At 32.5% G+C, this 17,052-nt stretch carries 18 protein-coding genes and 1 pseudogene; 14 read left to right on the plus strand and 5 right to left on the minus strand.

Going from position 1 to position 17,052, the window contains the following annotated elements:
- Positions 1 to 25: 25 nt before the first annotated feature.
- Positions 26 to 1,330, plus strand: a complete 1,305-nt coding sequence (locus DET63_RS08245) for an MFS transporter (RefSeq protein WP_113936379.1) — start codon at positions 26 to 28, stop codon at positions 1,328 to 1,330.
- A gap of 205 nt (positions 1,331 to 1,535) precedes the next feature.
- On the opposite strand, the pseudogene DET63_RS08250 reads toward DET63_RS08245, so the two are convergent.
- Positions 1,536 to 2,392, minus strand: a pseudogene (locus tag DET63_RS08250) (SDR family oxidoreductase).
- Between the two features lie 143 nt (positions 2,393 to 2,535).
- Here DET63_RS08250 and DET63_RS08255 point away from each other — a divergent pair.
- A complete protein-coding gene (locus DET63_RS08255) occupies positions 2,536 to 2,919 on the plus strand; it encodes a winged helix-turn-helix transcriptional regulator (RefSeq protein ID WP_002085280.1) in 384 nt (127 codons plus the stop codon).
- A 91-nt stretch (positions 2,920 to 3,010) separates the two neighbouring features.
- Here DET63_RS08255 and DET63_RS08260 read toward each other — a convergent pair whose 3' ends face one another.
- Positions 3,011 to 3,709 (minus strand): hypothetical protein, encoded by a 699-nt coding sequence (locus DET63_RS08260; protein ID WP_002085281.1) that lies wholly within the window; start codon positions 3,707 to 3,709, stop codon positions 3,011 to 3,013.
- A 507-nt stretch (positions 3,710 to 4,216) separates the two neighbouring features.
- On the opposite strand from DET63_RS08260, the gene DET63_RS08265 reads away from it, so the two are divergent.
- Both DET63_RS08265 and DET63_RS08270 read left to right on the plus strand, forming a co-directional pair.
- Positions 4,217 to 5,017 (plus strand): GNAT family N-acetyltransferase, encoded by an 801-nt coding sequence (locus DET63_RS08265; protein WP_113936380.1) that lies wholly within the window; start codon positions 4,217 to 4,219, stop codon positions 5,015 to 5,017.
- Between the two features lie 46 nt (positions 5,018 to 5,063).
- On the plus strand, positions 5,064 to 5,939 hold the full coding sequence (locus DET63_RS08270; protein ID WP_113936381.1) for a glycerophosphodiester phosphodiesterase: 876 nt from the start codon (positions 5,064 to 5,066) through the stop codon (positions 5,937 to 5,939).
- Between the two features lie 133 nt (positions 5,940 to 6,072).
- Here the strand turns inward: DET63_RS08270 and DET63_RS08275 are convergent, their stop codons facing one another.
- Positions 6,073 to 6,486, minus strand: a complete 414-nt coding sequence (locus tag DET63_RS08275) for a magnetosome magnetite crystal formation protein family (RefSeq protein WP_113936382.1) — start codon at positions 6,484 to 6,486, stop codon at positions 6,073 to 6,075.
- Between the two features lie 102 nt (positions 6,487 to 6,588).
- Positions 6,589 to 7,056, minus strand: a complete 468-nt coding sequence (locus DET63_RS08280) for a DUF2306 domain-containing protein (protein ID WP_113936383.1) — start codon at positions 7,054 to 7,056, stop codon at positions 6,589 to 6,591.
- Positions 7,057 to 7,227: 171 nt separating this feature from the next.
- Between DET63_RS08280 and DET63_RS08285 the strand changes: the two genes are divergently transcribed.
- Positions 7,228 to 7,758 carry a DUF4269 domain-containing protein gene (locus DET63_RS08285; RefSeq protein ID WP_113936384.1) on the plus strand — a complete coding sequence of 177 codons (531 nt, stop codon included), beginning with the start codon at positions 7,228 to 7,230 and terminating at the stop codon, positions 7,756 to 7,758.
- A 45-nt stretch (positions 7,759 to 7,803) separates the two neighbouring features.
- On the opposite strand, the gene pdxR is transcribed toward DET63_RS08285, so the two are convergent.
- Complete coding sequence (gene pdxR / locus DET63_RS08290) at positions 7,804 to 9,237, minus strand: MocR-like pyridoxine biosynthesis transcription factor PdxR (protein ID WP_113936385.1); 1,434 nt, start codon at positions 9,235 to 9,237, stop codon at positions 7,804 to 7,806.
- 152 nt (positions 9,238 to 9,389) lie between these two features.
- On the opposite strand from pdxR, the gene DET63_RS08295 reads away from it, so the two are divergent.
- The 9 genes from DET63_RS08295 (at position 9,390) to DET63_RS08330 (ending at position 16,976) form a co-directional block, all read left to right on the plus strand.
- Entirely contained in the window at positions 9,390 to 10,301 is a 912-nt protein-coding gene (locus DET63_RS08295; RefSeq protein ID WP_113936386.1) for a DMT family transporter, read from the plus strand.
- Between the two features lie 283 nt (positions 10,302 to 10,584).
- On the plus strand, positions 10,585 to 11,508 hold the full coding sequence (locus DET63_RS08300; protein WP_113936387.1) for a nucleoside hydrolase: 924 nt from the start codon (positions 10,585 to 10,587) through the stop codon (positions 11,506 to 11,508).
- 77 nt (positions 11,509 to 11,585) lie between these two features.
- Complete coding sequence (locus DET63_RS08305) at positions 11,586 to 12,050, plus strand: GNAT family N-acetyltransferase (RefSeq protein ID WP_113936388.1); 465 nt, start codon at positions 11,586 to 11,588, stop codon at positions 12,048 to 12,050.
- A gap of 261 nt (positions 12,051 to 12,311) precedes the next feature.
- On the plus strand, positions 12,312 to 12,881 hold the full coding sequence (locus tag DET63_RS08310) for a DUF4256 domain-containing protein (protein WP_113936389.1): 570 nt from the start codon (positions 12,312 to 12,314) through the stop codon (positions 12,879 to 12,881).
- Positions 12,882 to 13,253: 372 nt separating this feature from the next.
- Positions 13,254 to 13,700, plus strand: coding sequence for an NUDIX domain-containing protein (locus DET63_RS08315; RefSeq protein ID WP_002013219.1), 447 nt, complete (start codon positions 13,254 to 13,256; stop codon positions 13,698 to 13,700).
- Positions 13,701 to 13,899: 199 nt separating this feature from the next.
- The gene (locus DET63_RS08320; RefSeq protein WP_002013220.1) at positions 13,900 to 14,172 is read left to right on the plus strand and encodes a heterocycloanthracin/sonorensin family bacteriocin; all 273 of its coding nucleotides are present in this window, start codon (positions 13,900 to 13,902) and stop codon (positions 14,170 to 14,172) included.
- A 113-nt stretch (positions 14,173 to 14,285) separates the two neighbouring features.
- Positions 14,286 to 15,314 (plus strand): serine hydrolase domain-containing protein, encoded by a 1,029-nt coding sequence (locus tag DET63_RS08325; RefSeq protein WP_002013222.1) that lies wholly within the window; start codon positions 14,286 to 14,288, stop codon positions 15,312 to 15,314.
- Positions 15,315 to 15,345: 31 nt separating this feature from the next.
- Positions 15,346 to 15,489, plus strand: a complete 144-nt coding sequence (locus DET63_RS30160; protein ID WP_002013225.1) for a hypothetical protein — start codon at positions 15,346 to 15,348, stop codon at positions 15,487 to 15,489.
- Positions 15,490 to 15,767: 278 nt separating this feature from the next.
- Positions 15,768 to 16,976, plus strand: coding sequence for an L-lactate MFS transporter (locus tag DET63_RS08330; RefSeq protein ID WP_113936390.1), 1,209 nt, complete (start codon positions 15,768 to 15,770; stop codon positions 16,974 to 16,976).
- Positions 16,977 to 17,052 lie beyond the last annotated feature (76 nt).

A 17,052-nucleotide genomic window follows, 5' to 3' on the forward strand; every position in this document is an offset into this window, starting at 1 on the left:
CAAAGTTAAGCGGGAGGGAAAAGTTATGGGGAGTTTACGATTACATTTACAAAATGAAAAAAGAAAACAAGAACTAAGAAATATTTGTCTCTATGTAATTGGGAAAACAGTATCAATATTTGGTAGCTCTATTTATAGTTTCGCATTAGGATTATATGTTTTACAAATAACCGGATCAGCATTAAATTTCGCAATTACACTCATTTTAGGAACGATTCCAATGATTGTTATGAATCCATTTGCCGGCGTAATCGCAGATAAGGTTGATAAAAAGAAGCTGGTTATTTGTATGGATCTACTAAATGGAGGCTTATTAATTGCTGTTTATATAGTAAGCAGCAATTATGGATTAAACTTATTCATTATTTATGCTACTACCTTTCTTATGTCGGTATTTACAACATTCTTTGGAATAGGGTTAGAAGCGGCAAAACCAAATATCGTCTCTAAAGAGAGGTTAATGAGTATTAACTCTATAAGTAAAATTATCGATTCTGTATCTTTAATTCTCGGTCCTATGTTAGGTGGCATCGTTTTTGCTGTATTAGATATAAAAACTTTTATAATTATAAATGGTATTTCATTTATTCTTTCGGGCATATCCATATTGTTTATTCACTTTAAATTGTTCGAGTACAACATAAATGATGGATGTTCAAAAAGAGAAATTAATTTTATTAAAGATATAAAAGAGGGGTTTTTTTACTTAATTGAAAAGGAAAGCTTAAAGAATACGTTTAGTATTTTAACTTCAATTAATTTCTTCCTAGGTTTTGCTGTAACTGTTCCATTGCCATATATTATAAACACTGTTCTCAATCTAAGTTCTAAGCAATTTGGTATGATTCAAGGGACTTTTCCTGTAGGGATGATAATTGGTGCAATTTTAGTAAAAAAGATAACTAATCGTTTTTCTTACTCTTATCTTTTGAAAAAGCTAAGTTCAATGTTGGCAGTTTTTATGATTATTTCAGGAATTCCAGTTCTATTCAAAAGTTTTGAAGTAAATGATTTTGTATACGTTATTACGTATTGTGTTGTTATGTTCTTTTTAGGGCTAATAATAGCGTTAATTGATATTCCTTTAATTTACTTCACGCAAAAAGAGATTCCTGATGAATATAGGGGGAGAGTACTCAGTATTGGATTAAGTATAGGTAAAATGATGCAGCCAATAGCATTGGCATTATCAGGATTATTATTAAATTATATCCCTGCTTACACGCTTCCAATTACAGGAGGGATAGTATTTCTTATTTTGAATAAGGCTTATTCAAATAAGTTGAACTTAGAAATTCATTCAAAAGATTATAGTGTTTTGCGTAGCTAAGTAAATTTGTTAAGTAACAAAAAGATGTTTATTTTGCAATAGAGTCCTTTAAAAAATAATAATGTTGTTTAAAAATCCTTCTTTAACTAAAGTGATAGATGGTTGAAGTAAAGGCAGTAATAAAGAAGTGCCATTCCTAATGTGGACTGGCACTTTGTAAGATACAAAATTTATTATTTGATCTCGGCTGTAGAATTTGATTTATCTATTTTGTATTTACTAATAAATGTGTTAATGCTTGCTTTAATGGTGTAGCCTGACGTTCTAATAAGAAATTTAAATGGGTATGTGTTGATTCTAATCCTCCTTCACGAATCCCTTTTTGAGTCATTACTAACATTGGAAGGTAGGCTTCAGGTACTCCAGCACCTTTTAACATTTCTTCATAAGAAGAGTCATCTACTTCTAATAAAGGAATTTCTTTACCTAATACTTCACTTAATGTATCAACAAATTGCTGTTGTTTTAAATTTTCACCAGAAAGTTCATAAATCTTATTTTTGTGACCATCAGCTACCAAAACATTCGCTGCCGCTTCAGCTAAATCCGGACGATATACCCAACCGATTTTCCCTTCTCCTGCAGAAGTCACCCAAGGGGCACCAGCCATACAGCTTTGAATTGTACCAAGTTCATTTTCTACATACCAGTTGTTACGCAGAATCACATAAGGAATACCTGATTCAATAATTGCTACTTCACGTGCTCTATGCATGCCTGCTAGGAAGAAGTCATTGTAACACTTGGATAAATAATTTATTTTACACCTGTTGCTTGGGCAGCTTCTACTGCATTTGTATGCTGACGTATAACTGTATCAAAGTCACCAAATGTTGACATGATGAATAAACGATCAACATCTTTGAATGCTGAAAACAAGGTTTCTTGATTTTCAAAATCCGTTACACGTACTTCTAAGCCTTGTTCTTTATAGCTTAGTGCTTTTTCAGACTTGTCATCACGTACACCAACAATTATTTCTTCAATTGATAATCTGGTAAGTAAATACTCAACAATTTTAGAACCTAAATTTCCGTTTGCACCTGTTACAAAAACTTTCATACAATCTCCTCCGTTACATACAGCGTTATTTTTGATTTTTGTATACATTACATATACTATTTCTTAAGAAGGATTTATGTAAGTAGGCACAATTTAATAACATAGTCATAAAAATAGTACTTAGCGAAAAAGGAGATTTTATTATGGCACGTTTTAGTTATCAAGATGAATCGGTTTCTGAAGAAACACAGCAAGAAATTTGTCCATTAACAGTTACCCAAAATGCAATTGCAGGAAGATGGAAAATCGTGATTTTGTGGCATTTAAGCAAAAATGAAATTATTAGGTTTAATGAATTATTGAGGATGTTACCTGGCATCTCAAAAGGAATCTTAACTAGACAATTAAGAGAGCTTGAAGAGGACGAGCTAGTACACAGAGAAGTTTATAAAGTTGTTCCACCAAAGGTAGAATATTCTTTAACAGAGCAGGGGGAAAAGTTTATACCTGTATTAGAAGCAATGCAAGCTTGGGGTAAAGATTTACTAAATAAAAAAATAGAGATGTATGAAAAGCGTCAGGACTAATAAATTATTAATACCTTCCTATTACCAATAGGAAGGTATTAAGTTCAAATTAAATACTGAACAATTTATTAATGTAAGTTGTACTGGAAAACTATCGTAATTCGGCTGTCTTTCTAATAACTATTTTATCAATATCATCTTCTTCATCACCAATAAATAATCCGCGCTCTTTTAAATATGTTTCGAAGTATAAATCTGCTTCTGCACGTTCATCATATGGCTTTACAGATAGAACGAAACCTAATTTATTTTGCTCCTCTAAATGAGAAGTGGAGATGTAAGCCGGTACATTGTGGCGTAAAAAGAGCTCTTTAACCGGAATAATCATATCTTTCATTAATTTCGTTAGCATACCCATTTCAAACTCAAAATTAAAGCGATCTATACTAGATAAATCCGCGAATACTACACCAATAAAACCTGTATTAAATACTTCTTGATATTCAATGTCTTCGTCACCATAAAAATTCTTTTCGATCAAATAATTTATAAAATAAGAAACACCATCACTTTGTTCAAACGGTTTTGTTGAAAGAACGAAGCCAATTTTCTGTTGTTTATGTAAATACACACATGACATGTATGCAGCGATATTATGTTCTTTAAATAATGCACTCGTTGCTCCAGATAGACCATCTAGTACGTGATGAACAATTTGAAGTTTTTTACGAGCGAAATAATAGGATTTCTTTTGTAACTCCAATGTATCAATAAAGACAGAGCCGATAAAGCCTGTATTTGAAATAATAGGTGTTTGCTTTTTTCTTCCTCTGCGCTTTGCTTGAGTCATTGTTAAAATCATCCCTTCATGTACAATTAAAATAAAAAGAACGTTTGTTCGTATATTTATATTTTACTATTAAAACGCTCTAAAGTAAAGGGTTTTTGATGAAAAAACAACAAAAAAGACACCTGTAAAAGGTGTCTTAAACGCTGTAGGGAAGAGGGTTCATCCCAACTATTTATATTAAGATACAGAAACAATCTCTTCTGTATCTTCTACATCTAAATGACAGTCCATAGTACGGACATCTTGATCCTCATGACTTCCGAAATAAATAGTAATTTTCATATGTATCGCTCCTTTATTCTAGGAATACCTAAAATAATTACTAGTAATGTTAATATTTATTATATACCACTTTTTTCATTCCGACAACGTTATATCATTTTTAATTCTTTTAGGGCGCAAAGAGTGATTTATAGAGATATTTTTATAGAAATAGGTACATTTCTTATATGTTATATTTAATACTGAAAGATTCGAATACGAATTTTTATGAAAGGAGCAAAATTAATGAATTATAAACAGTTACTAATAGATAATTTCACATATAAAACCTCATATATTGCGCGGCAGGTAAATGGAATGGATGTAAAAGAAACGAAGGATTACATTACTATCGACTCCGGATTACCTGCAGATACATTTAATATTATTACACTACTAAATAGTAATGTAACGGAAGGGATTGAGAAATTATATAAGGAGGTAGAATGCTATAATCAAAAGAAATTTCCAATGAGTGTTTGGTTTTGGGATGATAAACAAGAACAGACTATAAAAAGCGAATTAATCAAACTTGGTTTAAAAGAAGCAGAACAGAATATCGCGATGGTAGCAGACTTAAGAAAAATTCATCCAATAATAGACATTCCAGTAGGTTTTACAATACAAAAAGCAACATCGCCAGAACAAATACAACAATTTGGCGAAACGTTAGCGGCTTTATTCGGTACATCAGCAGAAGGTACTCACGTTCAAGCATACTATAATCAAATTTCTTCTTTAGATGTATGGAATAGCGATGACATGAAACTATACTTAGGTCTTTATAAAAGTGAGGTAGTATCTGTTGGCTCTTTAGTATGTACGAAAGATAGTGTCGGTATTTATGATATAGCGACTAAAGAAGAAATGAGAGGAAAAGGTTTTGGCTCTACTATGTTTAATTTCCTGCTGCAAGAAGCAAAACAATTAAAAAATATGTACTGCGTACTACAAGCTTCACCTGATGGAATTAACATTTATGAAAAATCTGGATTTAAAGCTGTAGGACAAATGACTGTTTTTGAAAACCAGCATTTATTTGGATAATTCATCCAAATAAAATTACTTTAAATATAGGAGTTAACATACCGTTATGAAAAAAATATCTCTAATTACACTCATATGCTTCTTTATGGTAATAAGCATCTTTGTTTTTCAGCAAATAAATGAACATAAATACATTAAAGCTACTAATACATTAAATCATATAAAAAACATTGCACATAGAGGTGCATCTGCATATGCACCAGAACATACAATAGAAGCTTACAAATTAGGACAACAATTAAAGGGAGACTATATAGAAATAGATCTTCAAATGACAAAAGACGGACGTTTAATAGCTATGCACGATGAAACATTGGATCGTACAACGAACGGTACTGGATTAGTAAGAAATCATACATTAACAGAAATAAAACAACTTGATGCAGGCAGCTTTTTCAATGAAAAATACCCCGATTTAGCAAAAGAAGAATTTAAAAATGCTAAAGTTCCAACACTAGAAGAAATTATTGAAACGTTTGGACATAATGCTAATTATTATATTGAAACAAAATCACCAGATGAATATCCTGGAATGGAAGAAAAACTATTAGAAATTATAAATCGCTACCAAATAAATGATAAAGCTATTATTCAATCATTTAGTGAAGAAAGTCTGCGAAAGATTCATAATTTAAATGCCAATATACCGTTAGTACAATTATTATCATATAAAAAAGCAGTTCAATTAACAGAATCAGAAATAGAAAAGTATAAAACATACTGCATGGGTCTTGGCATGAACTACAAATATATTGATGCAGCTTATGTTAAAAAAATAAAGAAATATGAATTAGAAGTTCATCCATTTACAGTAGATAATGAAAAAGATATGAAAAAATTACTTTCTTGGGGCGTCGATGGGATGTTTACTAATTATCCAGATCGTTTGCAGTCAATATTGGATTTAAAAAATCATAAGTAAAAAGAAGCCCCCGCTAGGAAATGATGTACAGCTGTTTTCCTGACGGTAACATAATTAAATACCTTGAGCCGAAGTTTAAATAACTATGCAAAAGAGAGACCAAAAAGAATCCAATAAAAATATTGGATTCTTTTTATTTAGTTCTATGCACCCATCGTGAAACAATAGGATAATGAAACTCTTTATTTTGTAATTCATATAAAATCCCTTTAAGTGGTCCTAAAATTACAGCAGCTAAAAATATTATATATAGTGGAATTGTTCCAAAAATAACAAATAAGGAATTTGTACTCAAGTCAATGTGTAATAAGGAAAGCATGAGTGTACGGACTACTACGAAGTTCCAAAGAAATACAGCGAGCCATACTCCAAATTGGAAAAGGGCTGATTCTAGATTCATTTCTTTTATACTTTGTGATTTGAAAACGAAATAAAGTATGAGCGGTATAAAGAAAAGTGTATTACCAAAGAGGAAAAAGGCCAAGAAAGATAATAAAGTAATTCCATGTATCGCTAGTTTAATGTTTTTATCTTGTGATAGTATCATTAAAATCCTCCTATATTTAATTTAGATGGTAAAAAACAATACAACCCATTATATCATAGGAAACATGGAATAAAAATGAAATAGAAAGTAATCAAAATGTAACTAATTTTTCCTCTGTTTTTTATATTTTTTTGATACACTGGCTACGAGAGGAATGCCAATTAAGGTAGGTAAAAACCAAAACCATATAGGCGGCAGTAAATTAATAATTGGAATATGAATGCCGACGTTTACTAAAAGCGCAGTTACGGCACCGATATAAGAGCCTAACATACCTCTAATATGGTGGCGAATCCAATTTTTCCAACGCTTTTTTCTTGCAAGGTAGCCATAAATCGCAAATGAATAAGAGAAAATTGCTACATAAAATAAATATGCGATTTTATCCCAGTTTATAATGGATAATAGTATTGCAGTAAGGGTGATGACAACATACGATGCATGATATATTTCGCCCCATTCCGTATGTTTTCCTTTCTTTTTTTGAGCAACCATCGCTACAATACCAGTAATTAAACATATGGTTCCAAATAATATGTGTATGGTCAAAAGAATGTTGAAAATGCTCATGAAAGTTCCTCCTTTTTTTTATAGTATTGCAGTATAGGAGAAAAGTTGAAAAATATAGTTAGTTCGGCTTAATATATTGAAATATAGGTACTCCTAGAACAAAATGGAATGATTAAATTTTTTCTCAAATTTAGTGAGACTAGTATTACGTTAAATGAAGGAGAGACTTCTATGTTTACATCTATTACATATTTACAATCTGGGAATGATAAGCAACAAAAAGTTTACGACGTTATGAATAAACTAAACATAATGGAGGATTTAGCTTTATATAGCCCTGTACTTTGCGGGACAATCCCTATTAGAATTGATACCCTTCATTCTGACTTAGACATTGTAATGGAAGTACATAATTATGATTTTTTTGAACAGGAAATTAGATCATTGTATGGCTCATACGAAGGATTTGAAATGAAAAAGAAAAACTTTAAAAATATCTTAACAATAAAGGTGAATTTTCAATTTGAAGGTTTTGAATTTGAATTATTTGGTCAACCGCGGCCAGTGCGTAACCAAAATGCATATAAACATATGATAGTGGAGCACATGCTATTAATGCAGCATCCCCATATTAGAAAAAAAATCATCCAATTAAAAGAACAAGGCATAAAAACAGAACCGGCTTTTGCACAAGTATTAAAAATTGACGGAGATCCTTATGAAGAACTTATTCTATTAGGACAGGAAATGAGATTGTGGTAAATAGGGTACACATAAAAATCCTCTTTATATAAAAGAGGATTTTTATTATGCCATTAACTTACGAATTAAATTACTTAATATATAAATACCTTGAGTAATTTGTTCAGAGGAAGCATATCCATACGATAAGCGTATGCACTGATCCGATTCTTCTTCATAAATACGTCCTGGGTTTAAAAGAACTCCCTTTGATAGTGCTTCTGAAAACAGTTTTTTCATTGGAATGTTAGGTACAACCGTTAGCCATATAAAAAATCCACCACTTGGAATATCCCATGTAGCAATATCTGCACAATACTTGTCTAAAGCTTGTAACATCATTCGTCTCCGCTCTTTCAGGTGGATCCTTACGTTCGCAACGTGTTCTTCATAAAATCCTTTACTCAACCATTCTGCAGCAACTCTTTGTGATAAAGAACTTGATCCATAGTCAGTTTGCATTTTTATGTCTGACAATCTCTCAATAACAGGCTCTGGCCCGATAATCCAGCCAATTCTAAGTCCTGGGCTAAGTGTTTTAGATAGACTGCCGATATATAAAACATGTCCATGTTTATCCATCGACTTTAAAGGTAGTGGCGGTATTTCATCAATCCATAATTCACGGTAAATATCATCTTCAATGATAGGCAATTGTTCTTTTTCGCATATTTTTAGTATTTCTTTTCTTCGATCCTTGGACATTAATACACCCGTCGGATTTTGAAAACAAGGAATCGAATATAAAATATTTTTCTTTTGACTATAATTAATTCTTCTTAACAAGTCATTAGGGATAATTCCATGTTGATCCATCTGTATTCCTGAAAGGTGAATATTAGCCGATTGAAATACGTGAAGAGAATATAAGTAAGAAGGTCGTTCAAGTAAAACAGTTGACTCTCTATGTAAAAGACCGATTGATATTAATTGTAATGCCTGTAATGCACCAGAGACTATTAATATAGAGCTTGGTGATGTATTTATTCCAAATGATTTTACATAATTACTTATTGCTTCACGTAAAGGGAAATATCCTTTTTGTTCTTCATATCCGAAATAATCTAGTTCCTCACATACGTTACGCATAATGAATTGCATAGTTTCTAACGGGAAAAGATGAGGTGCAAGTTCTCCTTTACTAAGATGAATCAATTTTTTATTTGCTTCTGCTTTATTTATTTCTCGTACCATTAACTTGTTTGGTTTATGAATACCAGCCTTTACATATTCACTCCAATCGGGCGGGGGATTGGTGGCTAATAATGACCATGTATTATTCGTTACAATTGTTCCTGACCCGATTTGCCCTTGAATTAAGCCATCTGCCATAAGTTCTTCTAGTGCGGTTATTACAGTACTACGATTTACATGAAATAATTTCGCTAACTGCCGCTGGCTAGGAACCTTACTTCCAATCGGCCATTCTCCGTATTCAATTTTTTCTTTCATATAGTCTATTATCTGCCGATATTTAGGCAGTTTTTTATCAGTAGACATATTAAAAACTCCCTCATTCATTTTAAAAATGCAAAGTGGTTGGTTTTTTCGAGGATTAACTGGTTGAAGACATTGTATCAACTATTAAATATGATGAAAAGAAATAATTGGTAATTAGAAAATGGCTGGTTTATTGGAGAGGGAGAGAAAATATGCATAATAAAAAATGGGATTTTCGTATTGTATGTGCTCACGCTTTTACGATTCTTATATGGGGAACAGCTTTTCCAGGAATTCGGATGGGGCTTGAAGCTTACACCCCTGAACACCTTACTTTGCTACGATTACTAATTGCTTCTTTGATTCTTCTTCTGTTTTCACTTATATACAAATTACGGTTACCTGATTTAAAAGATATTCCAGTAATTTTTATATTTGGCGCTCTAGGATTTACTATTTATCATATTGCACTAAACTACGGTGAACAGAGTGTAAATGCTGGACCTGCTAGTTTAATTGTTTCAGTAACACCTATATTAACGGCAATTCTTGCTTCTGTTTTTATGAATGAAAAAATGAAATTAAATGGTTGGATTGGTGGTGTAATTAGTTTAGTAGGAATTGCTTTTTTATCATTAAGTCAAGGAGATTCCATTCAATTGAATAGTGGGGTATTACTAATATTATTAGCGGCATTTTCAGAAAGTCTATTTTTCGTTTTTCAAAAGTCTTATTTAAAAAAGTACGGTTTCTTACCATTTACAATATATACAATTTGGTCTGGTACTGTATGTATGCTTATTTTTTTACCAGGGATTTATCAAGAAATTGTAGCAGCTCCTATAGAAATTACTTTGAGCGTTATATATTTAGGTGTGTTTCCGACAGTCCTTCCATATATTGCATTAGCGTATATTACATCTCATGCCGGGGCTTCTGAAGCAACGAGTTCTCTATATTTAACACCAGTTACTGCATGTTTTATTGCGTGGATATGGTTAGGCGAGGTGCCAACCTTTGTTTCGATAATTGGAGGGATAATTACTATACTTGGAGTTGTGATTGCTCATTTAATATTTAAAAAAGATAATTATAAGCAAATCGAGAGCGAAAAAGTATGGTAAGACATCCCTGCGAGTATTTGCAATTTGAATGCAAAATTTCGGATTAATAACAGGCTTTCAATTCTATAAATATAGTGGGGATAATCTATATTAAAATCAGTTAGTCCAATATTTGTACGAGATTTAATTAAACTGGTAGATTATTTATCTGCAAAAGAACTAGCATAATGCTAGTTCTTTTTTATCAATACATTACTCACCATTAATATTTGCTTAGAACTGTATAGATTTAAATTATTTCCACATATACATAATTATCTTACCTATGAAAGGAGTGCATTTCTTGGAGAAGGTTTTATTTTTTGGAGACCCAGGTATTGATGATTCGTTTGCAATTATGTATGGCTTACTGCATCCTGAAATTGAAATTGTTGGTATCGTAACTGGATATGGAAATGTTGGACATATACATGCCGCTCATAATGCCGCATATATTTTACAGTTAGCAAACAGACAAGATATTCCTGTAATTAGCGGGGCAACAAAGCCACTTACAAATGAAATTACAACGTATTATCCTGAAATTCATGGACCAGAAGGATTAGGACCCATACATGTACCGGAAAGTGTGTTATCTATTCCGATATACAATTTTGGTAGTATTGCTGCGATTCTTGTAAAGTATGGAAAAGATTTAACAATTGTCGATGTAGGAAGATCTACCTCGTTAGCGATTGCTTTTAATTTATGGAACGACTTGATGTTAAATATAAAAGGAATTTATTTTATGGGTGGTGTCTTTTTAGAAGCAGGGAATGTTACTCCATTAGCAGAGGCAAACGTGTACGGAGATCCTATAGCAAGTCAAATTGTATTTCAGCAAGCGAAAAATTTAACGTTATTCCCTTTAAATGTAACAAATAAAACGGTTTTAACCCCAAGTGTATTTACTTATATTTTAGTTAATACACAAAATCCATTTAAGCCGATTATGAAACCCATGTACGATTATTATTTATCAGCATACCAAAAACTCAATCCATCTATTGAAGGGCCATTATTACACGATGTACTTGCTATAAGCGGTTTAGTGAATCCTACATTTTTAAATTATACATCCCGAAAAGTGACTGTGGATATTTGCGGCGAAACGAAGGGACAAACTTTTGCTGATTTTCGCCTACACTCTAAATCTGAAGGGGCGCGTATAGCGTTACAATTAGATGAGGAAAAATTTATTCAGGATTTTATGAAAATCATGTTATAAGTTGATGTCGAAAAAGGGAATCATTTCACTCCGTTGAATATAAAAGATAAATTCTCTTTTTAAAGGAGCTTAAAATAGTGAACGTCCAATTAAAAATTGTTACGAGAGAAAATTGGGAAGACGCATTAAAGTTACGAGTTAAAGAAAATCAAATGCAATTTGTTCCGGCAGTGGCAGTATCACTTGCTAAAGTATACATAAAACCAGATGGTGAAAATGTCGAATATATTCCATTCGCTATATATGATGGTGACCTTATAGTTGGTTTTATTATGCATGCTTTTGTACGAGAGTCAACAGATATGTATTGGATTAACGGATTTATCATTGATGAAAAAGAGCAAGGAAAAGGATATGGAAAAGCAGCATTACAGGAAATCATTAACTTAATAAAAAATAACTTTAAAGAGTGTGAGGAAATTAGATTAACTGTCCATAAAGATAATATTTCTGCAAAGAAACTATATGAATGTTATGATTTTAAACCATTAGGAAATGTATATGACGGTGAGGAAGTATATCGCTTATTGTTGTTGAAATAAAGATGTACTGTTTTGAATAAAGTTATATCGTGTATTTATAGTGAAAAGGAAAAGAACATCTAGAATTGAAAGATCGATTAAGAAACTGTTTTGAAACAATAAGTTGTTCCGTTAAAGGGCCATATTGCAGAGAATTGGTTGTACTAATTCATATAAATTATCGCAAACTCAATTCACGCAATTATTTAAACATTTTATTATAAAACAGTATTTATATATACTTAAACTATCATTAATAAAAACATCAATGGAGGAACTAATATGAAAGAAAGCAATAAAAAAAAGTTGTCACTAGAGCAACGTGAAGAATTACTACAAACATTGAAAGATCGTTTTGAGAATAATATGAACCGTCATAAAGGTTTAGAATGGGCTAATGTTCAAGAAAGGTTGGATGCTAATACTGAAAAGTTGTGGTCGCTCAACGAAATGGAACGAACTGGTGGCGAACCTGATGTTGTTGATTTTGATAAAGAAAAAGGCGAATATATTTTTTATGATTGTTCAGCAGAAAGTCCTAAAGGTCGTAGAAGTGTTTGTTACGATCTTGAAGCGCTAGAATCAAGAAAGAAACATAAACCAGAAAATAACGCTATTGATATGGCAACTACCATGGGTATTGAACTATTAACGGAAGAAGAATATCGTACATTACATAATCTTGAAAATTTCGATATGAAGACGTCGAGTTGGGTGCAAACACCTTCTGATATTAGAGAACTTGGCGGTGCCCTTTTTTGCGATTATCGCTTTGGACACGTCTTTGTGTATCACAATGGGGCAGAATCTTACTATGCCGCAAGAGGCTTTCGTGGTTCGTTAAGAGTCTAAAATTTGTACAGGCAGGTAAATTTGAAGTAGAGAATAGATTTGCTTAGGGAATAGTAGTGATTGCATACTTTAGCTACGGCTTCGATTTTGAGGCCGCAAAGAATAGGGCTAATCAAACCTTATTGTAAAAGAATGAATCAACTAAAAATATTAAGAGTATGTTTTGATAATTTTCTTCATAAACATACTCTTTTTTAGAATCGTTTATCAAAATTATTAGTTTTAATTAACGTATAAACGAGAACTTGTAAAAGGTACTCTTGCAATTATCAATGAAATTCACCCATATGAAACACCTATGATTTATATTATCCCGCTTTTAAATGAAAATTTTCGAGCAAGTATAAAGTGAATGATTAGGAGGAATACAAAATGAAAAGTAAATTCCATCATATTGTACGAGCTATCATGATACAAGATGAAAAACTACTAGTTGCTGAATACATAGGCCATCACTATTTTTTACCCGGTGGTCATGTGGAAATTGGGGAATCAGCAGAGAATGCACTAATAAGAGAGTTACGAGAAGAACTTGGAGTAACTTGCAGTATAAAACAATTTTTAGGCGTCATAGAGAATCAATGGCAAGCCAAAGAAACCCTCCACCATGAAATTAACCACATTTTTGAAATAGATTCAAATGAGTTAAAATCCGATTTCACTCCAATATCTAAAGAGTCCCATTTAGCATTTCACTGGATTGATTTTAATAAAGAAAATATAAATTCCTATACAATAATGCCGACACCTTCAGTAAAAGAATTACTAGAAAGAAAATTAAGTGATGAACTATTAACTTGCTGGATTAGTAACTTTTAATTGTCTCTATTTATATTAATTCCGTCCACTAAAAGAATATAAAGAAAATAGGCTCATAAACAAGGTACATCACCTAGTGTAAAGTCATATTTTGTTGATGTACGCATTTAGTCTATAGCCTTATTTCTACTTTATTTTTAAAAGTAAATAAACTCGAAAATTTGGACGGAATTTACATTTGTAAATGGAGGGTTTCATAATGAATGAGTTTCAACAAGAACTACAAGCGTTAAACCTTAATGCTTATCAACCTGGTAATGTTGTGTATTGGGATCAGCAACAAAATCAATATCCATATTACTACATTCAAGACGATGCACGTCGTTGTGGCGGATGCGGTGGCGGCGGACGTTGTGGCGGTGGCGGTTGTGGTGGTCGCTGTGGTGGTTGTGGCGGCGGACGTTGTGGCGGTTGCGTAGGTTGTGTTGGTTGTTTCAGCTGTTCTAATTGCTGGAACTGGTGGTTTATTTAAGTATTATAGATCTATAATATTTCACATGAAAGAAAAGTGCAGATGCAAAGTTATAATGTATTGAAACTTTTCTTTCATGCTGTTATTTTTATATGTTTTAGGGGGATATTTATTTGTACAAATATGAAAAATTAATTTCATGGGTAGAAAGCATTAAAGAGACCAATCAAAGTTCTGCGGCAGCACTTTGTATTATGAAAGATAATAAGATTGTACTAGAGCATTATAGTGGAACGCATTCAAATACTCCTACTAGTAAAAAAGTAACCATATCTTCACAGTTCAATGTCGCTTCCGCAAGAAAAAGCTATTTAGGATTAATGGTAGCTTATGCAGTTTATGAGGGGGAAATAAAATCACTTGATGACGAGGCAGTAAATTATTTTGAAAAACATGATCCTTCATTACTCGGTAAGACAACGATAAGACATTTAGTAACTCATTCACACGGTTTAAATGAAACCGATGAGGGGACAGTTTTTCGTGAATTTGAACCGGGACAAGCTTGGGCGTACAGAGATATTAATGTAAGAATGGTGACGCAGCTTATTTATCAGCTGTATAATAAGAGTTTTCCTGAATTACTAAAGGAGCGTGTATTCCTACCTGCCAACTTCAATGAAACTGGATGGAGAATAGAACATGATGAAAATTTAGTTAAGGTTATTGTAAATCCAAATGAAGATGCAATAAGTAGTGTTGGTGCAGTAGATGACGGCTCCGAGAAAAATCTTTTTGTCTCCGCGAGAGAATTTGCCTACTGGGGGAACCTGCATTTAAATAAAGGGTTTTTAAATGGTAAACAAATTGTGCCAAAAGAAGTTATAGCACTTGCTACGAGCTTACAAAGTCCAGAGTATACAAATAAAGAACTACCTCAAAACGGGTTGTTTTGGTTCGTTCAAAATGAACCTGCTTTATTTAGCGAACTTGGTGAGCGAGTTCCTAAAGGTTCCTATCAAATATTAGGAATTACAGGACCAACGATATTAGTCATTCCAGAATATAATGTCGTCGTTGCTAAAATGTACAATAAAAGATACAACTATGGTGGGGATAATTATTTATATTATTTACGTGAATTTAGCAATTTAGTCGCTGATACATTTAGTAGCAGTAAAAATAATATGGTTAGGGTATAACTACTCCTATAATAAAAAGGAGTGAACTTTAATGAAAAATGAAGTGAATAAAAATAAAAAGCAAAATATAAAGGATGTAAACACAGAACAAAACGCGATTTATAGCGATCCGAAAGATGCAGCTAATATGCAAACTGTACCGCAGCCGAAAGACTTTGAGGAAATTGAATATTAATTTTCTCTCCGACTTATTTATGAAAGAAAAATACGTCTTAAGTCTCATCACTTTCAGCAAATTATTTGATAACATATATACATAAGCATTCGAAAATGTCTTATCTTAACAAAGCTTTCTTTAAATGCTGTATATAACCTACAAAAAGGCACTTCTTGATGAAGTGTCTTTTTGTGTAAGCTAACTCAATTTCCATTTTCCGTACAGTATCTTGCAATTTATCATGGATATACTAACTGTGAAAATTCATGTCATGATAAAAGAAGGGGACAGTTAGCATGAAACAAACATCTATAAATCCATTGCTAATTGTTCTAGGTACAATCATTGTTCAAATTGGCCTAGGAACAATTTACACATGGAGTTTATTTAATCAACCCCTTGTAAGTAAGTTTGGATGGAATCTCAATTCAGTCGCGATCACGTTCTCAATTACGAGTTTTTCTTTATCATTCTCAACTCTATTTGCAGGAAAGCTACAACAAAAATTTGGACTTCGTAAACTTATCGCTACTGCAGGAATTGTTTTAGGACTCGGTTTAATACTTAGTTCACAAGTTTCCTCATTACCATTACTTTATTTATTAGCCGGTGTTGTCGTTGGATACGCTGATGGAACAGCATATATTACATCACTATCTAATTTAATTAAATGGTTTCCAAACCGTAAAGGGCTTATTTCTGGTATATCTGTTTCAGCATATGGAATGGGAAGCTTAATTTTTAGATATGTAAACGGAAATCTTATCGATAGTCTTGGTGTATCACAAGCATTTTTATATTGGGGTATTATCGTCTTACTTTTAGTATTAATCGGATCGTTCTTCTTACGTGAAGCAATTGTAAGTAACACTACGGCTGAAACATTACACAATGACTATACTCCGCGTGAAATGATGCGCACTAAACAAGTATATTTCTTGTTTTTTATGCTATTCACTTCCTGTATGGGTGGTTTATATTTAATCGGTATGGTAAAAGACATTGGGGTGCAGCTCGTTGGTCTTAGTACAGCGACGGCCGCTAATGCCGTCGCAATGATTGCAATCTTTAATACAATAGGTAGAATTATTCTTGGAACGTTATCAGATAAAATAGGTCGATTAAAAATCGTCTCGGCTACATTTATTATTATTGGATTATCCGTCTTCACTTTAAGTTTTATTCCACTAAATTACGGGATTTATTTTGCTTGTGTAGCAAGTGTCGCCTTTTGCTTTGGTGGTAATATCACTATATTCCCAGCCATTGTCGGGGATTTCTTCGGATTAAAAAACCATAGTACAAACTACGGGATTGTTTACCAAGGTTTCGGATTTGGTGCACTTGCAGGATCATTCATTGGAGCACTACTTGGAGGGTTTCAACCAACCTTCATTACAATCGGTGTTTTAAGTATTATATCATTCGTTATCTCTATATTAATTCGCCCTCCAAATGCAGAAAAGAAGAAGGAAATAAAACAGTTAAATCGAAAAATAGCTTAATGCTAAGAAAGAGTCCTTATGCTAGGGCTCTTTTTCATTACAGCATAATGTATAAACAATGGATGCCATTCAAAAA

The organism is Bacillus sp. DB-2 (assembly GCF_003315125.1).
Lineage (GTDB): Bacteria > Bacillota > Bacilli > Bacillales > Bacillaceae_G > Bacillus_A > Bacillus_A mycoides.

Bases quoted from the DNA above. Each gene is read 5' to 3' on its own strand.
- DET63_RS08245 (WP_113936379.1), top strand. From the start codon at position 26: ATGGGGAGTTTACGATTACATTTACAAAATGAAAAAAGAAAACAAGAA.
- DET63_RS08255 (WP_002085280.1), top strand. From the start codon at position 2,536: ATGGCACGTTTTAGTTATCAAGATGAATCGGTTTCTGAAGAAACACAG.
- DET63_RS08260 (WP_002085281.1), bottom strand. From the start codon at position 3,709: ATGACTCAAGCAAAGCGCAGAGGAAGAAAAAAGCAAACACCTATTATT.
- DET63_RS08265 (WP_113936380.1), top strand. From the start codon at position 4,217: ATGAATTATAAACAGTTACTAATAGATAATTTCACATATAAAACCTCA.
- DET63_RS08270 (WP_113936381.1), top strand. From the start codon at position 5,064: ATGAAAAAAATATCTCTAATTACACTCATATGCTTCTTTATGGTAATA.
- DET63_RS08275 (WP_113936382.1), bottom strand. From the start codon at position 6,486: ATGATACTATCACAAGATAAAAACATTAAACTAGCGATACATGGAATT.
- DET63_RS08280 (WP_113936383.1), bottom strand. From the start codon at position 7,056: ATGAGCATTTTCAACATTCTTTTGACCATACACATATTATTTGGAACC.
- DET63_RS08285 (WP_113936384.1), top strand. From the start codon at position 7,228: ATGTTTACATCTATTACATATTTACAATCTGGGAATGATAAGCAACAA.
- pdxR (WP_113936385.1), bottom strand. From the start codon at position 9,237: ATGTCTACTGATAAAAAACTGCCTAAATATCGGCAGATAATAGACTAT.
- DET63_RS08295 (WP_113936386.1), top strand. From the start codon at position 9,390: ATGCATAATAAAAAATGGGATTTTCGTATTGTATGTGCTCACGCTTTT.
- DET63_RS08310 (WP_113936389.1), top strand. From the start codon at position 12,312: ATGAAAGAAAGCAATAAAAAAAAGTTGTCACTAGAGCAACGTGAAGAA.
- DET63_RS08315 (WP_002013219.1), top strand. From the start codon at position 13,254: ATGAAAAGTAAATTCCATCATATTGTACGAGCTATCATGATACAAGAT.
- DET63_RS08320 (WP_002013220.1), top strand. From the start codon at position 13,900: ATGAATGAGTTTCAACAAGAACTACAAGCGTTAAACCTTAATGCTTAT.
- DET63_RS30160 (WP_002013225.1), top strand. From the start codon at position 15,346: ATGAAAAATGAAGTGAATAAAAATAAAAAGCAAAATATAAAGGATGTA.
- DET63_RS08330 (WP_113936390.1), top strand. From the start codon at position 15,768: ATGAAACAAACATCTATAAATCCATTGCTAATTGTTCTAGGTACAATC.